At 44.3% G+C, this 16,795-nt stretch carries 8 protein-coding genes; all 8 read left to right on the top strand.

From position 1 onward, the window contains the following. The first annotated feature begins 75 nt into the window (after positions 1 to 75). The 8 genes from ACFQZR_RS01530 (at position 76) to ACFQZR_RS01565 (ending at position 16,775) form a co-directional block, all read left to right on the top strand. The gene (locus ACFQZR_RS01530; RefSeq protein WP_379342206.1) at positions 76 to 960 is read left to right on the top strand and encodes an ABC transporter permease; all 885 of its coding nucleotides are present in this window, start codon (positions 76 to 78) and stop codon (positions 958 to 960) included. A gap of 11 nt (positions 961 to 971) precedes the next feature. Then, positions 972 to 1,868 carry a carbohydrate ABC transporter permease gene (locus tag ACFQZR_RS01535; protein WP_379342208.1) on the top strand — a complete coding sequence of 299 codons (897 nt, stop codon included), beginning with the start codon at positions 972 to 974 and terminating at the stop codon, positions 1,866 to 1,868. 76 nt (positions 1,869 to 1,944) lie between these two features. Then, complete coding sequence (locus ACFQZR_RS01540) at positions 1,945 to 3,504, top strand: ABC transporter substrate-binding protein (RefSeq protein WP_379342210.1); 1,560 nt, start codon at positions 1,945 to 1,947, stop codon at positions 3,502 to 3,504. A gap of 220 nt (positions 3,505 to 3,724) precedes the next feature. After that, positions 3,725 to 6,094: a beta-galactosidase GalA gene (gene galA / locus ACFQZR_RS01545; protein WP_379342212.1), complete on the top strand. Its 2,370-nt coding sequence runs from the start codon at positions 3,725 to 3,727 to the stop codon at positions 6,092 to 6,094. 91 nt (positions 6,095 to 6,185) lie between these two features. After that, positions 6,186 to 7,331, top strand: coding sequence for an S-layer homology domain-containing protein (locus ACFQZR_RS01550; RefSeq protein WP_379342214.1), 1,146 nt, complete (start codon positions 6,186 to 6,188; stop codon positions 7,329 to 7,331). A gap of 244 nt (positions 7,332 to 7,575) precedes the next feature. After that, entirely contained in the window at positions 7,576 to 13,140 is a 5,565-nt protein-coding gene (locus ACFQZR_RS01555; RefSeq protein WP_379342216.1) for an Ig-like domain-containing protein, read from the top strand. A gap of 381 nt (positions 13,141 to 13,521) precedes the next feature. After that, a complete protein-coding gene (locus ACFQZR_RS01560; protein WP_379342218.1) occupies positions 13,522 to 15,237 on the top strand; it encodes a cache domain-containing sensor histidine kinase in 1,716 nt (571 codons plus the stop codon). Beyond that, entirely contained in the window at positions 15,234 to 16,775 is a 1,542-nt protein-coding gene (locus tag ACFQZR_RS01565) for a response regulator (protein ID WP_379342221.1), read from the top strand. The genes ACFQZR_RS01560 and ACFQZR_RS01565 overlap by 4 nt, the downstream gene beginning before the upstream one ends. The last annotated feature ends 20 nt before the right edge of the window (positions 16,776 to 16,795 follow it).

A 16,795-nucleotide genomic window follows, 5' to 3' on the forward strand; every position in this document is an offset into this window, starting at 1 on the left:
TCGAACTAGCAAGAGAAATAACGAACAACAAGGAGTGAATTGGCATTGCGAAGTTCTAGCTTCATCAAAACCTTCATGAGGTACAGACAACTATTCATTTTATCCCTTCCGGGCGTGCTGCTGTTATTCGTATTCAGTTATATGCCACTATACGGTATCCTGCTGCCCTTCAAGGATTATAAAATTGATTTAGGTTTCTGGGATAGCCCTTGGGTGGGATTCGATAACTTCAAATATTTGTTCTCACAGGATGCATGGCGGATCACCAGAAATACGGTCTTATACAATGTGGCCTTTATCGTTGTCTTACTGATCGTCGCTGTCGCATTCGCATTAATGCTGAATGAAATGAGACGATCATCCGTGAAGTTCTATCAAACGGTGCTGTTCCTGCCGTATTTCCTATCTTTTACGGTGGTCAGCTACATTTTCTTAGCCATGTTCGATATGGAGCATGGATTAGTGAACACGATCCTAGAGTGGTTCGGGAAGGATGCCGTACTCTGGTATAACGATGCGAAATATTGGCCTCCGCTGCTCGTTTTAACGTATGTATGGAAGAATGCCGGTTATTATACGATCATCTATTTCACGGGTCTCCTTGGCATTAATGAAGAATATTACGAGGCAGCGAGAGTAGACGGCGCGAGCAGATGGCAGCTGATCAAGAGCATTTCGCTTCCGTTATTGAAGCCGCTCATCATCCTGATGGTGCTCATGCAGGTCGGCAAAATTTTCGTAGGGAATTTCGACATGTTCTATCAGATTCCTCGAGATTCGTCGCTGCTCTATGCCACGACAGATGTTATTGATACGTACGTGTACAGATCCTTGAAATCACTCGGTGATATTGGCATGGCTTCGGCTGCCGGCGTATATCAATCGATTGTTGGTCTCGTATTGGTCCTGATCGTCAACGGTCTTATTCGTAAATTCGACTCAGAAAATTCCGTATTTTAAGGTGGTTGTCTATGTCTAGTTCAGTCATTAACCGGGGCTTTCCGGTATTCAAAATCATCTCACATATCATTTTGCTTGGATTCTCACTCATCTGTATACTGCCGTTAATTCTAGTTGTGTCCGTCTCTCTCTCCAGCGAAGAGAGCATTATGAAGCAGGGATACAGCTTGATTCCAGAGAAAATAGATTTCACTGCATACAAGTTTATTTTTGCAGACCCAGGTCAGCTTCTAACCTCTTATGGTGTAACGATTTTCGTATGTATCGTAGGTACGATCTTCAGCATTATCATCACCACCATGCTGGCCTATGTGATGTCGCGTAAAGACTATCCGTATGCACAGAAAACTTCACTGTATGTATTCCTTACGATGTTAGTCAGCGGTGGATTGGTACCTTGGTATATTATTATTTCTCGCGTTCTGCATATGTCTGATACGATTTGGGTTCTCATTGCTCCTTACTTGGTTATGCCGATGTTTGTATTGATTATGAAAGGTTTCATGTCCGATATTGCTCCAGCGATTATCGAATCGGGCAAATTGGACGGCGCCAGCGAATACCGTGTATTCTTCAGCATCGTTGTCCCGATTACACTGCCCGGCATTGTCACCGTGTCGCTGTTCATCCTACTCATGTATTGGAATGACTATTATTTAAGCCTGATGTTTATTCAGAATAGTGAATATGTGTCGCTTCAATTTCTGCTCTGGCGGATTATGTCGAACGCGGATTATCTAAGGAATTCTGTAGCCGCTTCCATGGGACTATTGCAGGGCGTTGCGATGCCGGACCAATCTGCGAGAATGGCGATTTGTGTGCTGGCGGCAGGCCCAATGATGTTCATCTTCCCGTTTGCGAACAAATATTTCGTCAAAGGCATTACAGTAGGTTCTGTCAAGGGGTAAAAGATCCGATGAAGGGTTGTAATACTGGCAACAGTATGCAATAGATAAAGAGAATGATATTCAGGAGGGTTCAGCAATGAAAATCAGAAAGATGCCAAAGACATTATGTTTACTATTAACGGTGGGTTTGCTTACGACCGCTATGTTATCGGGCTGCGGATCCAAATCTGCGAATCAAGATGCTGCGAAAGCGGACACGCCGACGCAAGCATCAACAACGGATGCGGAAGGAAATCAAACATTAGACCCCGTGAATTTAACATGGTATGTCGTGGGAACGCCTCAGAAGGACCAACAGCTTGTCACGGATGAAATCAATAAAATTTTGAAAGAAAAGATCAATGCAACCTTAACTATCAACACGATCGATTGGGGGGCGTACGATCAGAAAATGAACGTCATCACCTCTTCCGGAGAGCCGTACGACCTTGCTTTCACGTCGTCTTGGGCGAATAACTACACGCAGAACGTATCTAAAGGGGCTTTGCTGCCGCTGGATGATCTGCTGCAAAAATACGGTAAACATATTTTGGAGCAAGTACCTGAAAAGTACTGGCCTGCTGCAAAGGTGAACGGAAAAACATATGGCGTATTAAATTATCAGATTTACGCGATCGGCAGAGGTTTAAACATCAAGAAAGACCTGGCTGACAAATATGCTCTGGACACAACAAAAATTAAGAAGTATGCAGATATAACGCCTTTTCTTGGGCAAGTGAAACAGGGTGAACCTGGCATCACACCTTATTTGGCAACAGGCAACATTACGCACATGTTTGAATTGTACGATAATGAAAAAGGTATGACGGTTGACCAGGTGCAAGGGAACAGTGTAAATCCGCTGGGCATTCGCACCGATGATCCTGCGTTTAAGGTATTCAACTTGTTGGAAAGTCCAGAGTTTATGGCACAAGCCAAGATGTTCAGAGAATGGTACGAAAAAGGTTATATCCGCAAAGATGCCGCTGCGTTAAAAGATGAGAAAGCAGAGGCGAAGACTGGTAAATATGTGGTAGTGACAGGCGGATATGGTCCTGGAAGTGAATCTGGTGCAAGTACGGATTTAGGATATCCGGTCGTTCAAGGAAAACCCGTACCGCAATTTGTAAATACAGGTTCTGTTATTGCTGCAATGACGGGAATTAACAAAAATAGTAAAAATCCGGAAAGAGCAATGATGCTGCTTGATCTACTTTTTGAGGATAAGGAGCTTTACAACTTGGTTACGTACGGCATTGAGGGTAAGCATTATACGAAAGTAGACGAGAACACTGTCGAAATTGTCAAGGATTCGGCTTACAATCCGAACAATGCATGGGAATTCGGTAGCTGGTTCAATGCATATGTGCAAAAAGGTCAACCGGCAGATACGTGGGATCAAATGAAAAAAGCGAATGACGACTCTATAACTTCGCCGCTTCTTGGTTTCCTATACAATGCAGATGATAAGAAAAGAGAGAATGCGCAGGTCAATGCCATCATGAATGAGTATCTTTCGATCATCTATACTGGAACGCAAGACCCTGAAAAAACAGTTCCAGAATTACTGGAAAAACTGAAAGCAGCGGGTATAGACGCATTAATTACAGATGCTCAAAAGCAAATTGATGAATGGAAGGCTGCGAACGGCAAATAGAAATGGACGAGCATTAAGTTAGAATCAAGAAACGATAACTCCGGATACGAATCAACAATCTATTCAAGTAACCGGAGTTATTGTGCTACCCAAAAATGCGGGTTCACGGATCTGGCGGAGAATGTCATCAACAAATACTTCAATCAATTTATTCCCCAGGCAATAAAATTATCCAAGCAATTATCGGAACATGGTTCAACATGATACAAGGAGAGTTAATATGGCTGATATCAATAGATTAAAGGAAAGTTTCGACAAAGGATGGATGTTCCATCAAGGAGATTTGCCGATCATGCATGCCGTGAAGGGCGGTATGACGGGAGGCATTACCGATTGCGAGGATATCGAAGATGGAGAATGGCTGAAGATCGCCTACTTTGACGAAAGAGAACCTTCGCAAATTGATCCGGAAGCGTGGAAAGCAGTTAGCTTGCCCCATGATTGGTGTGTTGAGGGAGAGTATGTGAATGATGGAGGCAAAGTCAAGCACCACAAAAGCCATGGCTATCTATCTGCCGACGTTGGTTTTTACAGGAAAGTGTTCGACATTCAGCAGGAGCTTGAAGGCAAGAAATTAACGCTTGAGTTTGACGGTGTATTTCGTAACAGTACAGTCTGGGTAAACGGTCATTTGCTGGGCACGCACGCAAGCGGGTACACAGGCTTTGGCTACGATATTACGGATATTGCGCGTTATGGCATCGAAGGCAAAAATGTTGTCTTGGTCAAAGTGGATGCGTCCGATTATGAGGGCTGGTGGTATGAGGGGGCCGGCATCTATCGGCATACTTGGTTAACGGTAACGGATCGGCTTCATGTAGACCGGTTCGGAACGTATGTGACGACGCCTGTGGTTAGCGAAGAGCAAGCTGAAATTTCCATCGTCACGGTCGTGAAGAATGCGTATTTTGCAGACAAAGCTTGTAGACTCGTATCGAAGATCTATGATGCAGAAGGAAATATCGTAGGGGAAGGTTCTAGCAACATGGACATTCCATTTGAACGGCAAGGGACGTTCGAACAGGTAGTTCGCATCGATCATCCCGAGCTTTGGTCGCCGGAATCACCTTACCTTTACTATGTCATGTCGGAAGTCTACGATGAAGCAGGGCTACGTGACGTTTACCGGACGAGCTTTGGTATTCGAACGATTGAATTTACAGCGGATTCAGGCTTCTACCTGAACGGGAAGCATTATCCGATTAAAGGCACCTGTAACCATCAGGATTTTGCGGGCGTAGGTGTAGCGTTGCCGGATCAACTGATTGCTTACAAGCTTAAATTGCTGAAAGAGATGGGGTGCAATGCCTATCGGAGCGCCCATCATACGGCAACGCCAGAGCTTCTGGATCTCTGTGACCAATTAGGCATGCTGGTTGTGGAGGAGAATAGGAAGCTGGATATTTCGCCGAACGGGATTGAGGATTTGAAGTTTATGTTGTATCGCGGCCGTAACCACCCCAGCATCATCCTTTGGAGCATGGAAAATGAAGAAATTCTGGAAGGGACCGTCATGGGCGCGCGCATGCTAAGAACGTTAGCTTCGATCACGCGGAGCATCGATTCGACGAGACCGACGCTTGCCGCGATGAATCATGGATGGAATGACGGAGGATATAGCGATGGCGTCGATATTGTCGGCTATAACTACGGTCAGCGGGAAGATCAAGATATTCGTGACCATCAGCAATTTCCTTCACGGAAGATGATCGGCAGCGAAAGTGCGAGCTGTACGGTAACCCGCGGGATTTATGAACGGGATGATGTTCAAGGGTATTGTCCGGAATACGGCATCCACATTCCTGAATGGAGCTGCTCCGTGGAGAAAGCATGGCGCGATGTCGTCGAGAACCCTTTTCTTTCCGGCGTGTTCATTTGGACAGGATTTGATTACAGGGGCGAGCCTACGCCTTATGAATGGCCAAACATCAACTCTCATTTCGGCGTGATGGATACATGTGGGTTCCCGAAGGACAACTACTTCTATTTGAAGTCGGCTTGGACGGAGGAGCCGATCGTGCATATTATGCCGCATTGGAATTGGCCGGACAAGGAAGGACAGGACATCGAAGTATGGGTGTACAGCAACTGTGAACGCGTCGAATTGTTGCATAACGGCGTAAGCTTAGGGGATCTAGAAATGGTACGCGCCTCGCATTTGGAATGGACCGTGAAGTACGCGCCGGGTGAGCTGGTGGCGATCGGCCGGAATGGCTCGGTGGAGGGAGCGCGCGCCGTTGTTACAACAACGGATGCCCCGTATGCGGTGAAGCTGGTGCCGAATCGCACCCAAATGCAATCCGACGGATGTGACGTGGCTATCATTCGAGCGTATGTGGTGGATGAGCATGGACGCGTTGTACCTACGGCGGATCATGAAATCTCTTTCACTGTAGAAGGAAAAGGGAAGATCTTAGGCGTTGGCAACGGAAACCCAAGCAGTCACGAGCCCGATAAATCCAATCGAAGAAAAGCGTTCAACGGTAGCTGTCTACTTATTGTTCAATCGATGGAAGAAGCGGGTGAGATCGTCATAAGTGCATCCTCCGAGGGACTGCTGGAGGCGAATTGCACAGTGGCTTCAATCTAATTTTTTCGAGGGAAATCTATTAAATATTGCACAGTGATAGGGAGGATGGCTGGATGCCGTCCTTCCATAGATGAGAGGGGTATTGAAATCCATGAGACGTAAACTTCTATCTTACAGCCTGTCCTTCGTATTATTCCTATCTTTACTGCCGCAGGTTGCTCTAGCAGCGAACGAACCCTCCTATTCTTTATCAATTTCGAAGAATCATATTGCGAAAGATGACAAGTTCTCCGTTACCGTGAAAGGGAAGGATATGACAGATGTTTACGGTTACGAAGTGAATGTTGATTATGATTCGGATAAGCTGACGTATCAGGGCGTGAGTGCGGGCGCTAGTGGATTCGGGTTTACTGCGGGTGAGACTTCTCGCGGGCATATCAAATTCGCTTATACCAAGCTGGGGGATGTGCCTGGCGATAAAGGCAATATCACGTTTGTCACGATCAATTTCGTCGCTAAAAATTCGGGAGATGCCAACATTGAATTAACAGATTTAAAGCTGGTAGACAGTCAAATAGCTTCCAAGTCGCAACAAGTTGGCGTTAAGACGACGGTCGCGATTTCGAATACCGGCAACAATGGCAACGGTAATGGTAATGGTAATGGTAACGGTAACGGTAATGGCAATGGCAACAATGGTAACGGTAACGGCAATGGTAACGGCAACAACGGAGGCGGAAAGGGCGGTTCAGTTCATAAGTTTACGGATCTTCCATCGACCCACTGGGCCTACGATGTGATTGCAGAGCTGGAGGCGAAGCAAATTATCAGCGGGACTAGCGCGAACACATTCGAGCCAGAACGCGCTATTACTCGTGCAGAATTCGTGGCGATGATGGTAAAAGCTTTGAAGCTGAATGATAAGGCAGAACTTCAATTCGCGGACGTCAAAGCTGGTGATTGGTTCGCCGATGCGGTCGCCAAGGCGTTCAAGGCCGGAATCGTGACTGGGAAGAGCGCTACTAGCTTTGATCCAAAAGGGCTAATAACCCGAGAGGAAATGGTCACCATGACAATGAAAGCATACGAATTGATGAGCGGTCAATCGTTTGGCTCCTCTATAGCACCTGGATTTAAAGATATGAATAAGGTATCGCCATGGGCGGTGAACGCGGTGAGTGCAGCGGCTGAGCTACAGCTCATCAAAGGACGCTCACAAGACAAGTTCGTCCCGAAGGGAATTTCATCACGTGCTGAAGCGGCGCAGGTGATCTTCATTTTGATTGCTATTGCTTAAACCCTTGTTTTTTTCGAGAAAAGTCAAAATTTAATAGGATGATTTCTATCAAATATGTCGTTTTCCATCATTTTTGCAGTTAATTTTGTCCAGCTAAAACACTATGATCAGAATACACAATGACATGCAAACAACGTGTGAAGCATTGTAAATGGATGAAAGGGGAGGATCTTCTTGAAAGCGCTCCATTTATAGGCGCTGCGAGTTTTCGATTAGAGACTTAGGAATGTGAGGAGACGATGGAATGAGTAAGTATAATCCTAAAAAAATATTGCAACTATTTTTAGTTTTTGTATTGAGTATTAGCTCCTTCTGTGGCGTTGTTAATAATGTAAGCGCTAACGCATCGGGTAATATTTACAAGGAGTTTTTTGTATACACAACAGGCAGCGACGATAATGATGGGACTTATGAGCATCCGTTTCTGACCATTGCAAAAGCCCAACAAGCTGTTCGTCAAATCAATAAAGCTATGACTGGCGATATTTATGTTTTTGTTGCACCGGGCAATTATTACATTCATGACCCGTTGAAATTCGACGAAAAGGATTCAGGTTTTAATGGGCATCAGGTTCATTATAAAAGCCTTGGAGCTCCCGGAAGCACGCAATTAATCGGCGGCGACCCTGTTACAGGCGGTTGGGTGCAGACGAGTGCTGCAGATGTAGTTGGTACAGATTATTTAAGTCAATTGCCACAATCTGCGGAGGGTAAAGTATATAAAGTTAAACTTGATCCTGAACAATATAACTTCAACCAACTTTATATTGGCTCTCAAAAAGATAATATTGGCTTCGAAAAAGCGATCATGGCCCGTACGCCCAATAAGGTAGAGGATCCTGAATTCCCATCGTGGAATGGCCCCTATTTCTTGTCAACCCGCGGTTCAAACAAAGATATGGGTTACAAAGCGAGTGACCTGACTCCGGCTCAAATAGATGCTCTAGTAAAAGCTCAAGTCGCAAATGTTGCAGAAATTGCTCAACTTTTTGTTTTTGACTGTGGAGGATATGCTTTTGAGTCTAACACCCTTCCTATTAACAGAATCGATACAACGAATAATATGATGTATTCACCGTTCGATCCTGCGCATCCTGAAATGTATATTACAAAATACAACATTAATGCCAATGCTCGTTATTTCTTGCAAGGAAATATTTCTTTCTTGGAATCGCCTGGCGAGTATCACTATGATAAACATTCGGGCTGGCTTTACTACTATCCGACAGCAGCTGATGGTGTTGCAAGCGCCCAGGATATGAACAACTTGAATGTCGTAGTTCCGACTACGAAGGAAATTATTCGTTTGCAAGGTTCTGATAAACCGGAAATTGCGGATTGGGGCAAAGCACCGGATCTTGCAAAACAAGTTAGCCACATTACTTTCGACGGATTCAATCTCGAAGCTACAGAATCAGATAATTATATTGTAGATGGTTGGAGCTACGGTGAAACTTGGTATGCTGGCGGTACAGCAATTCCATACCCACCACCAGAGGCAGCGGGCAGTACACAGCCATATTATTCTGACTATGCTGTTCGTCCTGCATATATGCATGGCGGGTTTACATTGATTAATACTAATAATATTACTATTCAAAACAGCCGAATTACTAATATGGGAATGTTTGGAATCGTTGTTTGGCGCGATAATTCATACAATACGTTCCAAAACCTTGTTATCGATAACACTGGTATGGGCGGTATCAATACGGATGGCGGTTATCCAGGAGTTGGAAAATACAACAACAACCATACCTTCTATAATTTGTCCATTCACCATGTTGGACAAGTAAATGCTTTTGGTGCTGGATTACAAGTAATGAATACAGGTTTTAGCACTTTTAAGAACCTAGAAATTTACTATGCTCCACGACGTGCAATTTCGTTTGTTGGTCAAGCACAAACTATGCCTAATGCAAGTCCAAACTTTGACCCGGTGAGAGACGTGTATAACTACGGCAACCGTTTCGAATATATTTATGTGCATGATGCGGAACAAGATACCGCTGAGGATAGTGCCATATTCATTGGAGCTCTCTTCAAAGGCAATGATGTACAGAGAAAATACGGAACAAAGGACCCGGCAAAGGCTATTAATCCAGTAACAGGTCAGCCATATGGTGAATCCAAGGCGGGTAATGTCTTTAATCAAATTGTAACTTCGGAGATTGGTAGTGCAGCCGACGTCCGCGATCCTAATACGGTTCATGGTATGGACTTGGCTATGGGTGCTACAGGTACTTATCTTTCTAATATTGAAGGTATTAACAATCAAAGTGCTAATTTACGTGTTGAACCGACGCAAAATGGTGATGTATTTTATGTTGATAACGTAAACAGCGATTATCCAACGTCAGCGTATAGTCCGCGTCTTTATTATTCGTTTGACAATTCGAAGATGGAATATGACCGTATCGGTATTAACCGTCAAGAATTTCCATTTACTTCCGAATTGTATAATCCAAACTCGCCGAAATTACAATCGGATAGCTATTTTTCGGATAATTTTGAAGGCGGAGAGATTGACACAACAAAATGGTCAATTGAAAAAGGTAATCCTGTTATTTCCACCGCGTATACAGCTGAAGGTCCGTTTAACGGTCATTATTCTCTGTTCATTAACGGCGGTGCAAAAGGGAATTCAGATGGGGTTGCAGTCAGTAGAACATTCGACGACAACTTAAACAAAACCGTAACTGGTTGGTTCTTCGATAAACGTCGTGATTATGCCGGTAATGACTATAATGAAGGATTGAATGATTCGGATGTTAGAGGTCAATCGTACATGAGAGTTGATGACAATACTTCTGCCAACCATGTAGGGCTTGGAATTAACGGTCATGCTAGCAGAGACTATTTCACTTATCTTGATGGTACGACTGAAAAGTTAACGACTATACCTCGTAGTTTTGGGTGGCATCAGTTTAAGTTTGACTACTCTAATGCCGGCAAAGTTACACTTTATATTAATGACCAAGAGGTAACAACACTCGATAGAGCGTCATTCAATTATATTGGAATGGGAAATTACGATAGCACTGGCGCTCCAGGCAAAAATACTGGTATGTCCTACTATGATCTAATCGATGTTTACGGTGGTGTAGACGCTGATCCAGTAGTGCCGCTTCAACCGAGTGCGGGTTCAGTACCACCTTATACGCCACCAGTAGTAGTAGACCCTGTTACGTTAATCAACAACTGGAATTTTGAGAACGGAATGCCGAAAACCGAAATTGCAATTACGGGTTCTGGACAGTCTGCAGCATATAATAAAGATGGTTTTACAACTTTCTGGGGAACTAATCCGAATTTGAAAGTTATAGCGAACCCGAAGAAAGATACGACAAATGGCAGTAACAATGTTATGATCGTCAACAATGAACCAGCCCTCTATTATGAAGAGGCGCCTGCGCATAATTGGAGCAATTACACGCTTGATTTAAAATTTGCGCTTGCTAGCGATTATACAGACACTGCACATCCATTACGTTTCTTTGTTAATACGCAGCCGATTGTCAAATCCGGTACTCACGCAGGGAAAATGACATACCAACCGGCTGGATACAATGTTGCTTTTAATAAAAGTAACAATAAAATGGAGTTATACCGTGCTGATCAAAATAGTGATGCTACCCATACGAACAACAAAATAGAGGGATCGACAAGTGCTGATCTGCCTGCTGACCTATTTAAAGCAGTCACTGGCACTGGCAAGTGGCATACGTTGTCCATCACTGTTACAAATGGTACGATATCCGCAACACTTGACGGAAATACCACAATTGTGGGGCAAGACTCAACCTATACAAGCGGCTTTATTGCTTTTGCTCCTTGGGACTTCGGCCAAGCTAAGTTTAACTTGGGCGTAGACGATATTAATGTAAAGACAAACAAAATAGAACCAAATATGGTATATGATGCGAATCTCAAGCTGGGTAATGCAAAACTTAATGGAGATTTCAACCCTAATCACACATCGTATCAGGCTTCAATTACCGATCCAACTAAGGACGTCACACTTATTATGCCAACTTCAGAACATGGCGCAACATTCTCCATTTTGCTGAACGGCACAAATATTACGGACCAATTCACGGATATGACGGCGCAAACTTTACCGTTAATATTCGGTCCAAATACGATCACAATCGCTCAGACATCGAAAGTGGGCGCAACGACTAACTATACTGTTGGTATTTATAAGTCCTATACAAATGCAACAATAGAAACGGTTTCACCGGTATCAACAACGGTCGGCACATCACCAACACTTCCGGCTACGGTTTCCGTGACATTTGATGGCGTTACTACTCAGGAAATTCCTGTTAAGTGGGATATGATGAACAATGAAGTTCTGAATACTCCGGGAACATACACTGTTAATGGTTCGTTGGTGGGCATGTACGGCAAAGTGAGCAGCCTAGTCCATATTAACGGTGTAACATCAATAGACTCATTATCGCCTATATCAACATTGATTAAGGAAGCGCCTGTATTACCAACATCAGTTTCGGCGCAAACGATAGTAGATGGTCAGCCCGGAAGTACGGTATTACCGATTACTTTTGTTGATCTTGAACCTTCTTTATATTCAAAAGCAGGAACAATTATAGCTGTAGCTCATGTTAACGGACGTAATGCTACAATATTGCAGCAGGTTGATGTCTCAGACGGATCCAAAAAGCTTACAAGCATCACGGCACCTGCAGCAATTCCAGGTGTCGCTAACGGTACAGCCAAGACGGCAGCAGCCCTTGGACTGCCTGCGACCGTAGCACTTGTCACCTATGGAGGAAATGTAAATGCTGATGTGACATGGGATGTGGATGCTTCAAGCTATGATCCGGCTGTAACGGCAGAACAAACCTTCACGGTTGAAGGAACCGTAGCCTTGCCGGCAGGGGTTTCAAATCCCGATAACATCCCATTGACAACAAGCATCCAAGTGACGGTGCTTCAGGCATCAAGCATGCCAAAATCTGTATTGACAGGTGCACATCTAGTCGCCCCTGGCCAAACATTCGATGTCACGCTAGGACTAAGCGGTGTTACGCAGAGTGTATATCAGCAGATGTATGCGCAAGATTTAATGCTTCACTATGATCCGTCGAATATGAAGCTTGAATCGGTAACGTCGGTGAAAGACGGAGTCCAGGTCATCGAGCAGAAGGAAATGGTGCCAGGACATATCCGGATTGTTGCTGCGAGCGTAAGCGCGAACCAAGGCGTGAACCAAGGCGTGCAAGTGGAAGGCGACTTATTGGCCTTCAAATTCACAGCCAAATCAGCTGCCCAAGCTGCCGATACGACCATTTCTGTAGGCAATGTTGTCATTGCGAACGGGAAAGGGAATGAGCTGGAGATTGGAGGAGCGACCCATGCCCTGCAAATTAGTAATCAAGTAGATAAGTCGCTCTTGAATGCTGCGATTGCTAGCGCTCAGGCGAAGCACGATGCAGCGTTGGAAGGCAACGGGCACGGACTGTACGTGAAAGGCTCCAAGGCGCAATTGCAGTCGACCATCAATGCGGCGAAATCGACAGCTAATGATCCGAATGCAACGCAACAGCAGGTGGATAACGCGAAATCCCTACTAGAAGCAGCCATTCAAGTGTTTGAAAGTAAAAAAATCTCCGCTGATGTTAATGGCAAAGACGGCATCACGATTGGAGACTTGGCGATCGTTGCAGCAGAATACGGCAAGCAAGAAGGTCAGCCGGGCTGGAAGGCGAAAGCGGATGTCAACCATGATGGAAAAGTAGATATTGAAGACCTTGCGATCGTGGCCAAGGCGATTCTGAAATAGAAGAAGCCGTACTTCGTTTGCATGATAAGTGTGAAATAAAATGACATGTATGTTCCTTCCTATTTCACATTTATAGAAGAGTAGAACTCCTAAAATAATAGGGAGTTCTACTCTTTCTTTTTTATGAACATCAAGTATGCTACCCAAGTACGTTGTTTTTGTTAATTTTTAGAAGACCTATTGAATTGTCACGTGTTTACAATGCTATAATCTAGTCACTATCAAGATGAATCTAGGCTGGGCATGGGTCGGTTGAGGAACACGGATCTATTTCAATTTTTCTGTAAATCGGATTTTATCTAAAATGATCACGAGGTGAAAAGTTTGCATCCAAAATGGCGTTTCAGCTATCGCAACAAGCTAATTATGTCTTTCATGCTAGTGAGTTTACTTCCGGTATTGATCGTGCAGATCGTTTCCTATTACGTCTCTTCTGAAACGATGAAACGCAAGATTGATGACCTTGTTCATGCCAATCTGATTCAGACGTCCAAAAATTTGGACATTTCATTGCGTGCTTATGATGATTTGCTTTTTCAGATCATTACAAATGACGATGTGATCAGGTTGGTCAAAGAAGCAAACGTTCAGAATGCAGATGTCGAGCTAAGTAGACGGAAGCTGATCAATCTTTTATCGTCCTATTCTTATGCCAAGTACGGCATTCGCAGCGTGGCGATCTTCACAAGCAATGGGACGCTGGTCTGTTACGATCAGCAGACAGGTTCTCCTTACGATAATATGTGGTCCAATGTCAGTAATTTGAATAATCTCCCTTTGTACAAATCGGCCGTTAATCATAAGACGGGCAGCATCATGACATTCCCCGAGAAGATGAACTCTATCAATAATAATGAACAGTACGGCTTTCATTTGGCGAGGAAATTAACCGATTTTAACAAGGTTAGCCTGGAAAGTATTGGCGTTGTGGTCATTACCGTCTATGAATCCGTGTTGGCTCATGCGATAAACTTGAAAGACCCGGTAGCTGGAACCTCTCAGCAAATCGATAATCAGAATTTTCTAACGGATAACGCAGGGAAAATCGTCTCTGCCCAGGATAAGAGCAGCATTGGCAAGCAGGTGAACGAGGTCGTAACAAGTACAACTATCAGTAACACATACGTCAATTCAAAGACCGGTATGACTATTCATAACTTGCTCGATCAAAATGAGCTCTTCAGCGAAATGTACGCGATGCAGCGATTGACCATTGGAGTCGGAGTAACTGCAATAATCACGGCAATTGTTCTTATTTATTTTTTTTCCATGAAGCTGTCGGATTCGATTCGCAAAGTTGTAAAAGCGATGAGAACAGCAAGTCAAGGGGCATTGAGCGTCCAATTGGATGAGCCAATGAAGGACGAATTCTCGGCGATTGCTTTAAGCTTTAACAAAATGATGGGAAAGATCAATGATTTGCTGATCGAAATCAAGGAAACGGGGGAGAAGCACAAGGAAGCGGAAATCCGCGCTCTGGAAGCGCAGATAAACCCACATTTCCTATATAACTCGCTGGATTCGATTAATTGGCTTGCCATTGAGAAGGATGAGCATCAAATCAGTCAAATGTTGAAAAGTTTGGCACAAATATTACGATATAGCATCAAAGATAGCAATAAGCTAGTAAGCGTCAGAGAAGAGTTGCAGTGGATGGAAAGGTACATATTCCTGCAGCAGCATCGGTTCAGCTCCTCTTTCGCTTGCGTTGTGCACAAAGAAGAAAAGGCGTTAGAAGGCCTTATTCCAAAACTGATTATTCAGCCTTTTATTGAAAACGCTATCATCCATGGGTTTTCAGGCATCAAGCAGGGAGGTCAGATCAGCATTAGCATCCGTCTCATCTTGGAGCAGTCCATTATGCTGACGATCGAAGATAATGGCGTTGGTATGAATGAAGCGGAACTTCATGCCATTCAGGTGGTAAGCACAGACAATGAAGGGCCTAAGGGTGGAATAGGCATTCAAAATGTGCTGTTAAGGCTGCGTATGTACTTTGGGGACCAAGCTTCATATGAGATTATCAGTCAGCAAGGAGTAGGGACAAAGGTAAGTATAGTACTACCCATCCTTAGGAAAGGAGACGTATTCGTATGAGAATTGTCGTGATCGAAGACGAGGATAACACGAGACATGGAATTATAAAATTAATAAACAAGCTGGGCGGTCGTTACGAAATTGTGGGAGAGGCGGATAACGGAGAGACTGGCATGCGGTTGATCGAAGACACGAGACCGGACCTTGTAATCGCAGATATCAAGATGCCTCAGCTAAGCGGAATCGAGATGCTAGAGTTGCTTAGGCTTAAAGGACATCGGCATAAAACGGTCATCTTAACAGGTTTCTCAGAATTCGAATATGCGAAAAAAGCGCTGCAGTTGGGTGTATTTGAATTTCTGGAAAAGCCGATTACAGCACTAGATTTAAAAATGACACTGGAGAAGGTCGAGCAAGAATTAGTGCTACAGCAAATAGCGGGGATGCCTGCAGGACATGCGACAGCCCAATTTGAACACCTGCTCTATCGTTTGGTCACGAATGGTGACTTGGCCATTACGTTACTGCCGACTTTGACTGCACAGGTCATAGACTTTTCCTCGGGAACTCCTGTCTATATCGTCAGCGTATATTTGGGAAAAGCGTATGAAGCAGCACAGACTTTGCTTAAACTGCATCTTAGTGAATGGCTCGGACGAATCGGAAATCACGCAGTCATTACTGTGCCGCAGGAACAATCGCTGGTCGCGATCCTTCAGGGGTGCCTAAACGGAGCTGACGTCAATCGTTTACTTCTTCAGGAGCTTCTGCCAGCTCTTAGGGCAGTTGAACCACGGGCTGTCATCAGCAGCACAGAGATTCCTGGGCTTGCTAATTTGAAGGCGTGTTTCGATTCACTGACTGCATCCAGGCATTGGTTTATCGTGCTGAACGGAGCTCATACGATTCTGAACGATCAACATATCGCCTCCCTTAAGGTTGAAACTTTGCCGTTTCCTCATTCACTCGAAAATAAAGTGAAAGTGGCGATTTCCGAAAAAAATCTGGATCAAATTAAGCGGTATTTTGAGGATTGGCTGCAAAATTGCTTTTCAAGGCTTTACGATCCACGACATATCATTGATGTCTCCGTAAGGCTGGTATCTTCGACCTTACAGATGATTGGCGAAATGTATGGGGACGAATGGGTGTACCAATACCAGAAGGAATGGCTCCATCCGATTTTGGCGGCCCAGACAAAAGTGGAACTGATCGACGCTTTCGAATCGATTGCGGTGAGTATGAGTAAGATCGGTCTTGCATCGCCATCTATTCCTTACAGTCTCATCGTACAAAAGACGATGCGGATTATTCATGAACAGTTTCAAGAAGGGATCACGCTAGAGGAGGTGGCTTCCTCACTTCGTATTACACCGGAATATTTAAGCGGTTTATTCACCAAGGAAGTAAAAAGTAATTTCAGCGCATACGTGAAAAATTATCGAATCAAACAATCCAAGTCGCTTCTGCTGAAACCTCAGCTTAAAATATTCGAAATCTCTCAAATGGTCGGCTATTCAGATCCTAAATATTTTTCTCGGGTGTTCAAAGAGGTGACTGGATTGTCGCCAGCGGAATATCGAAACATGAATATTTAGAACCGAGGAATGTGCTTATA

Source organism: Paenibacillus sp. GCM10027629, assembly GCF_042676425.1.
GTDB lineage: Bacteria > Bacillota > Bacilli > Paenibacillales > Paenibacillaceae > Paenibacillus_K > Paenibacillus_K terrigena.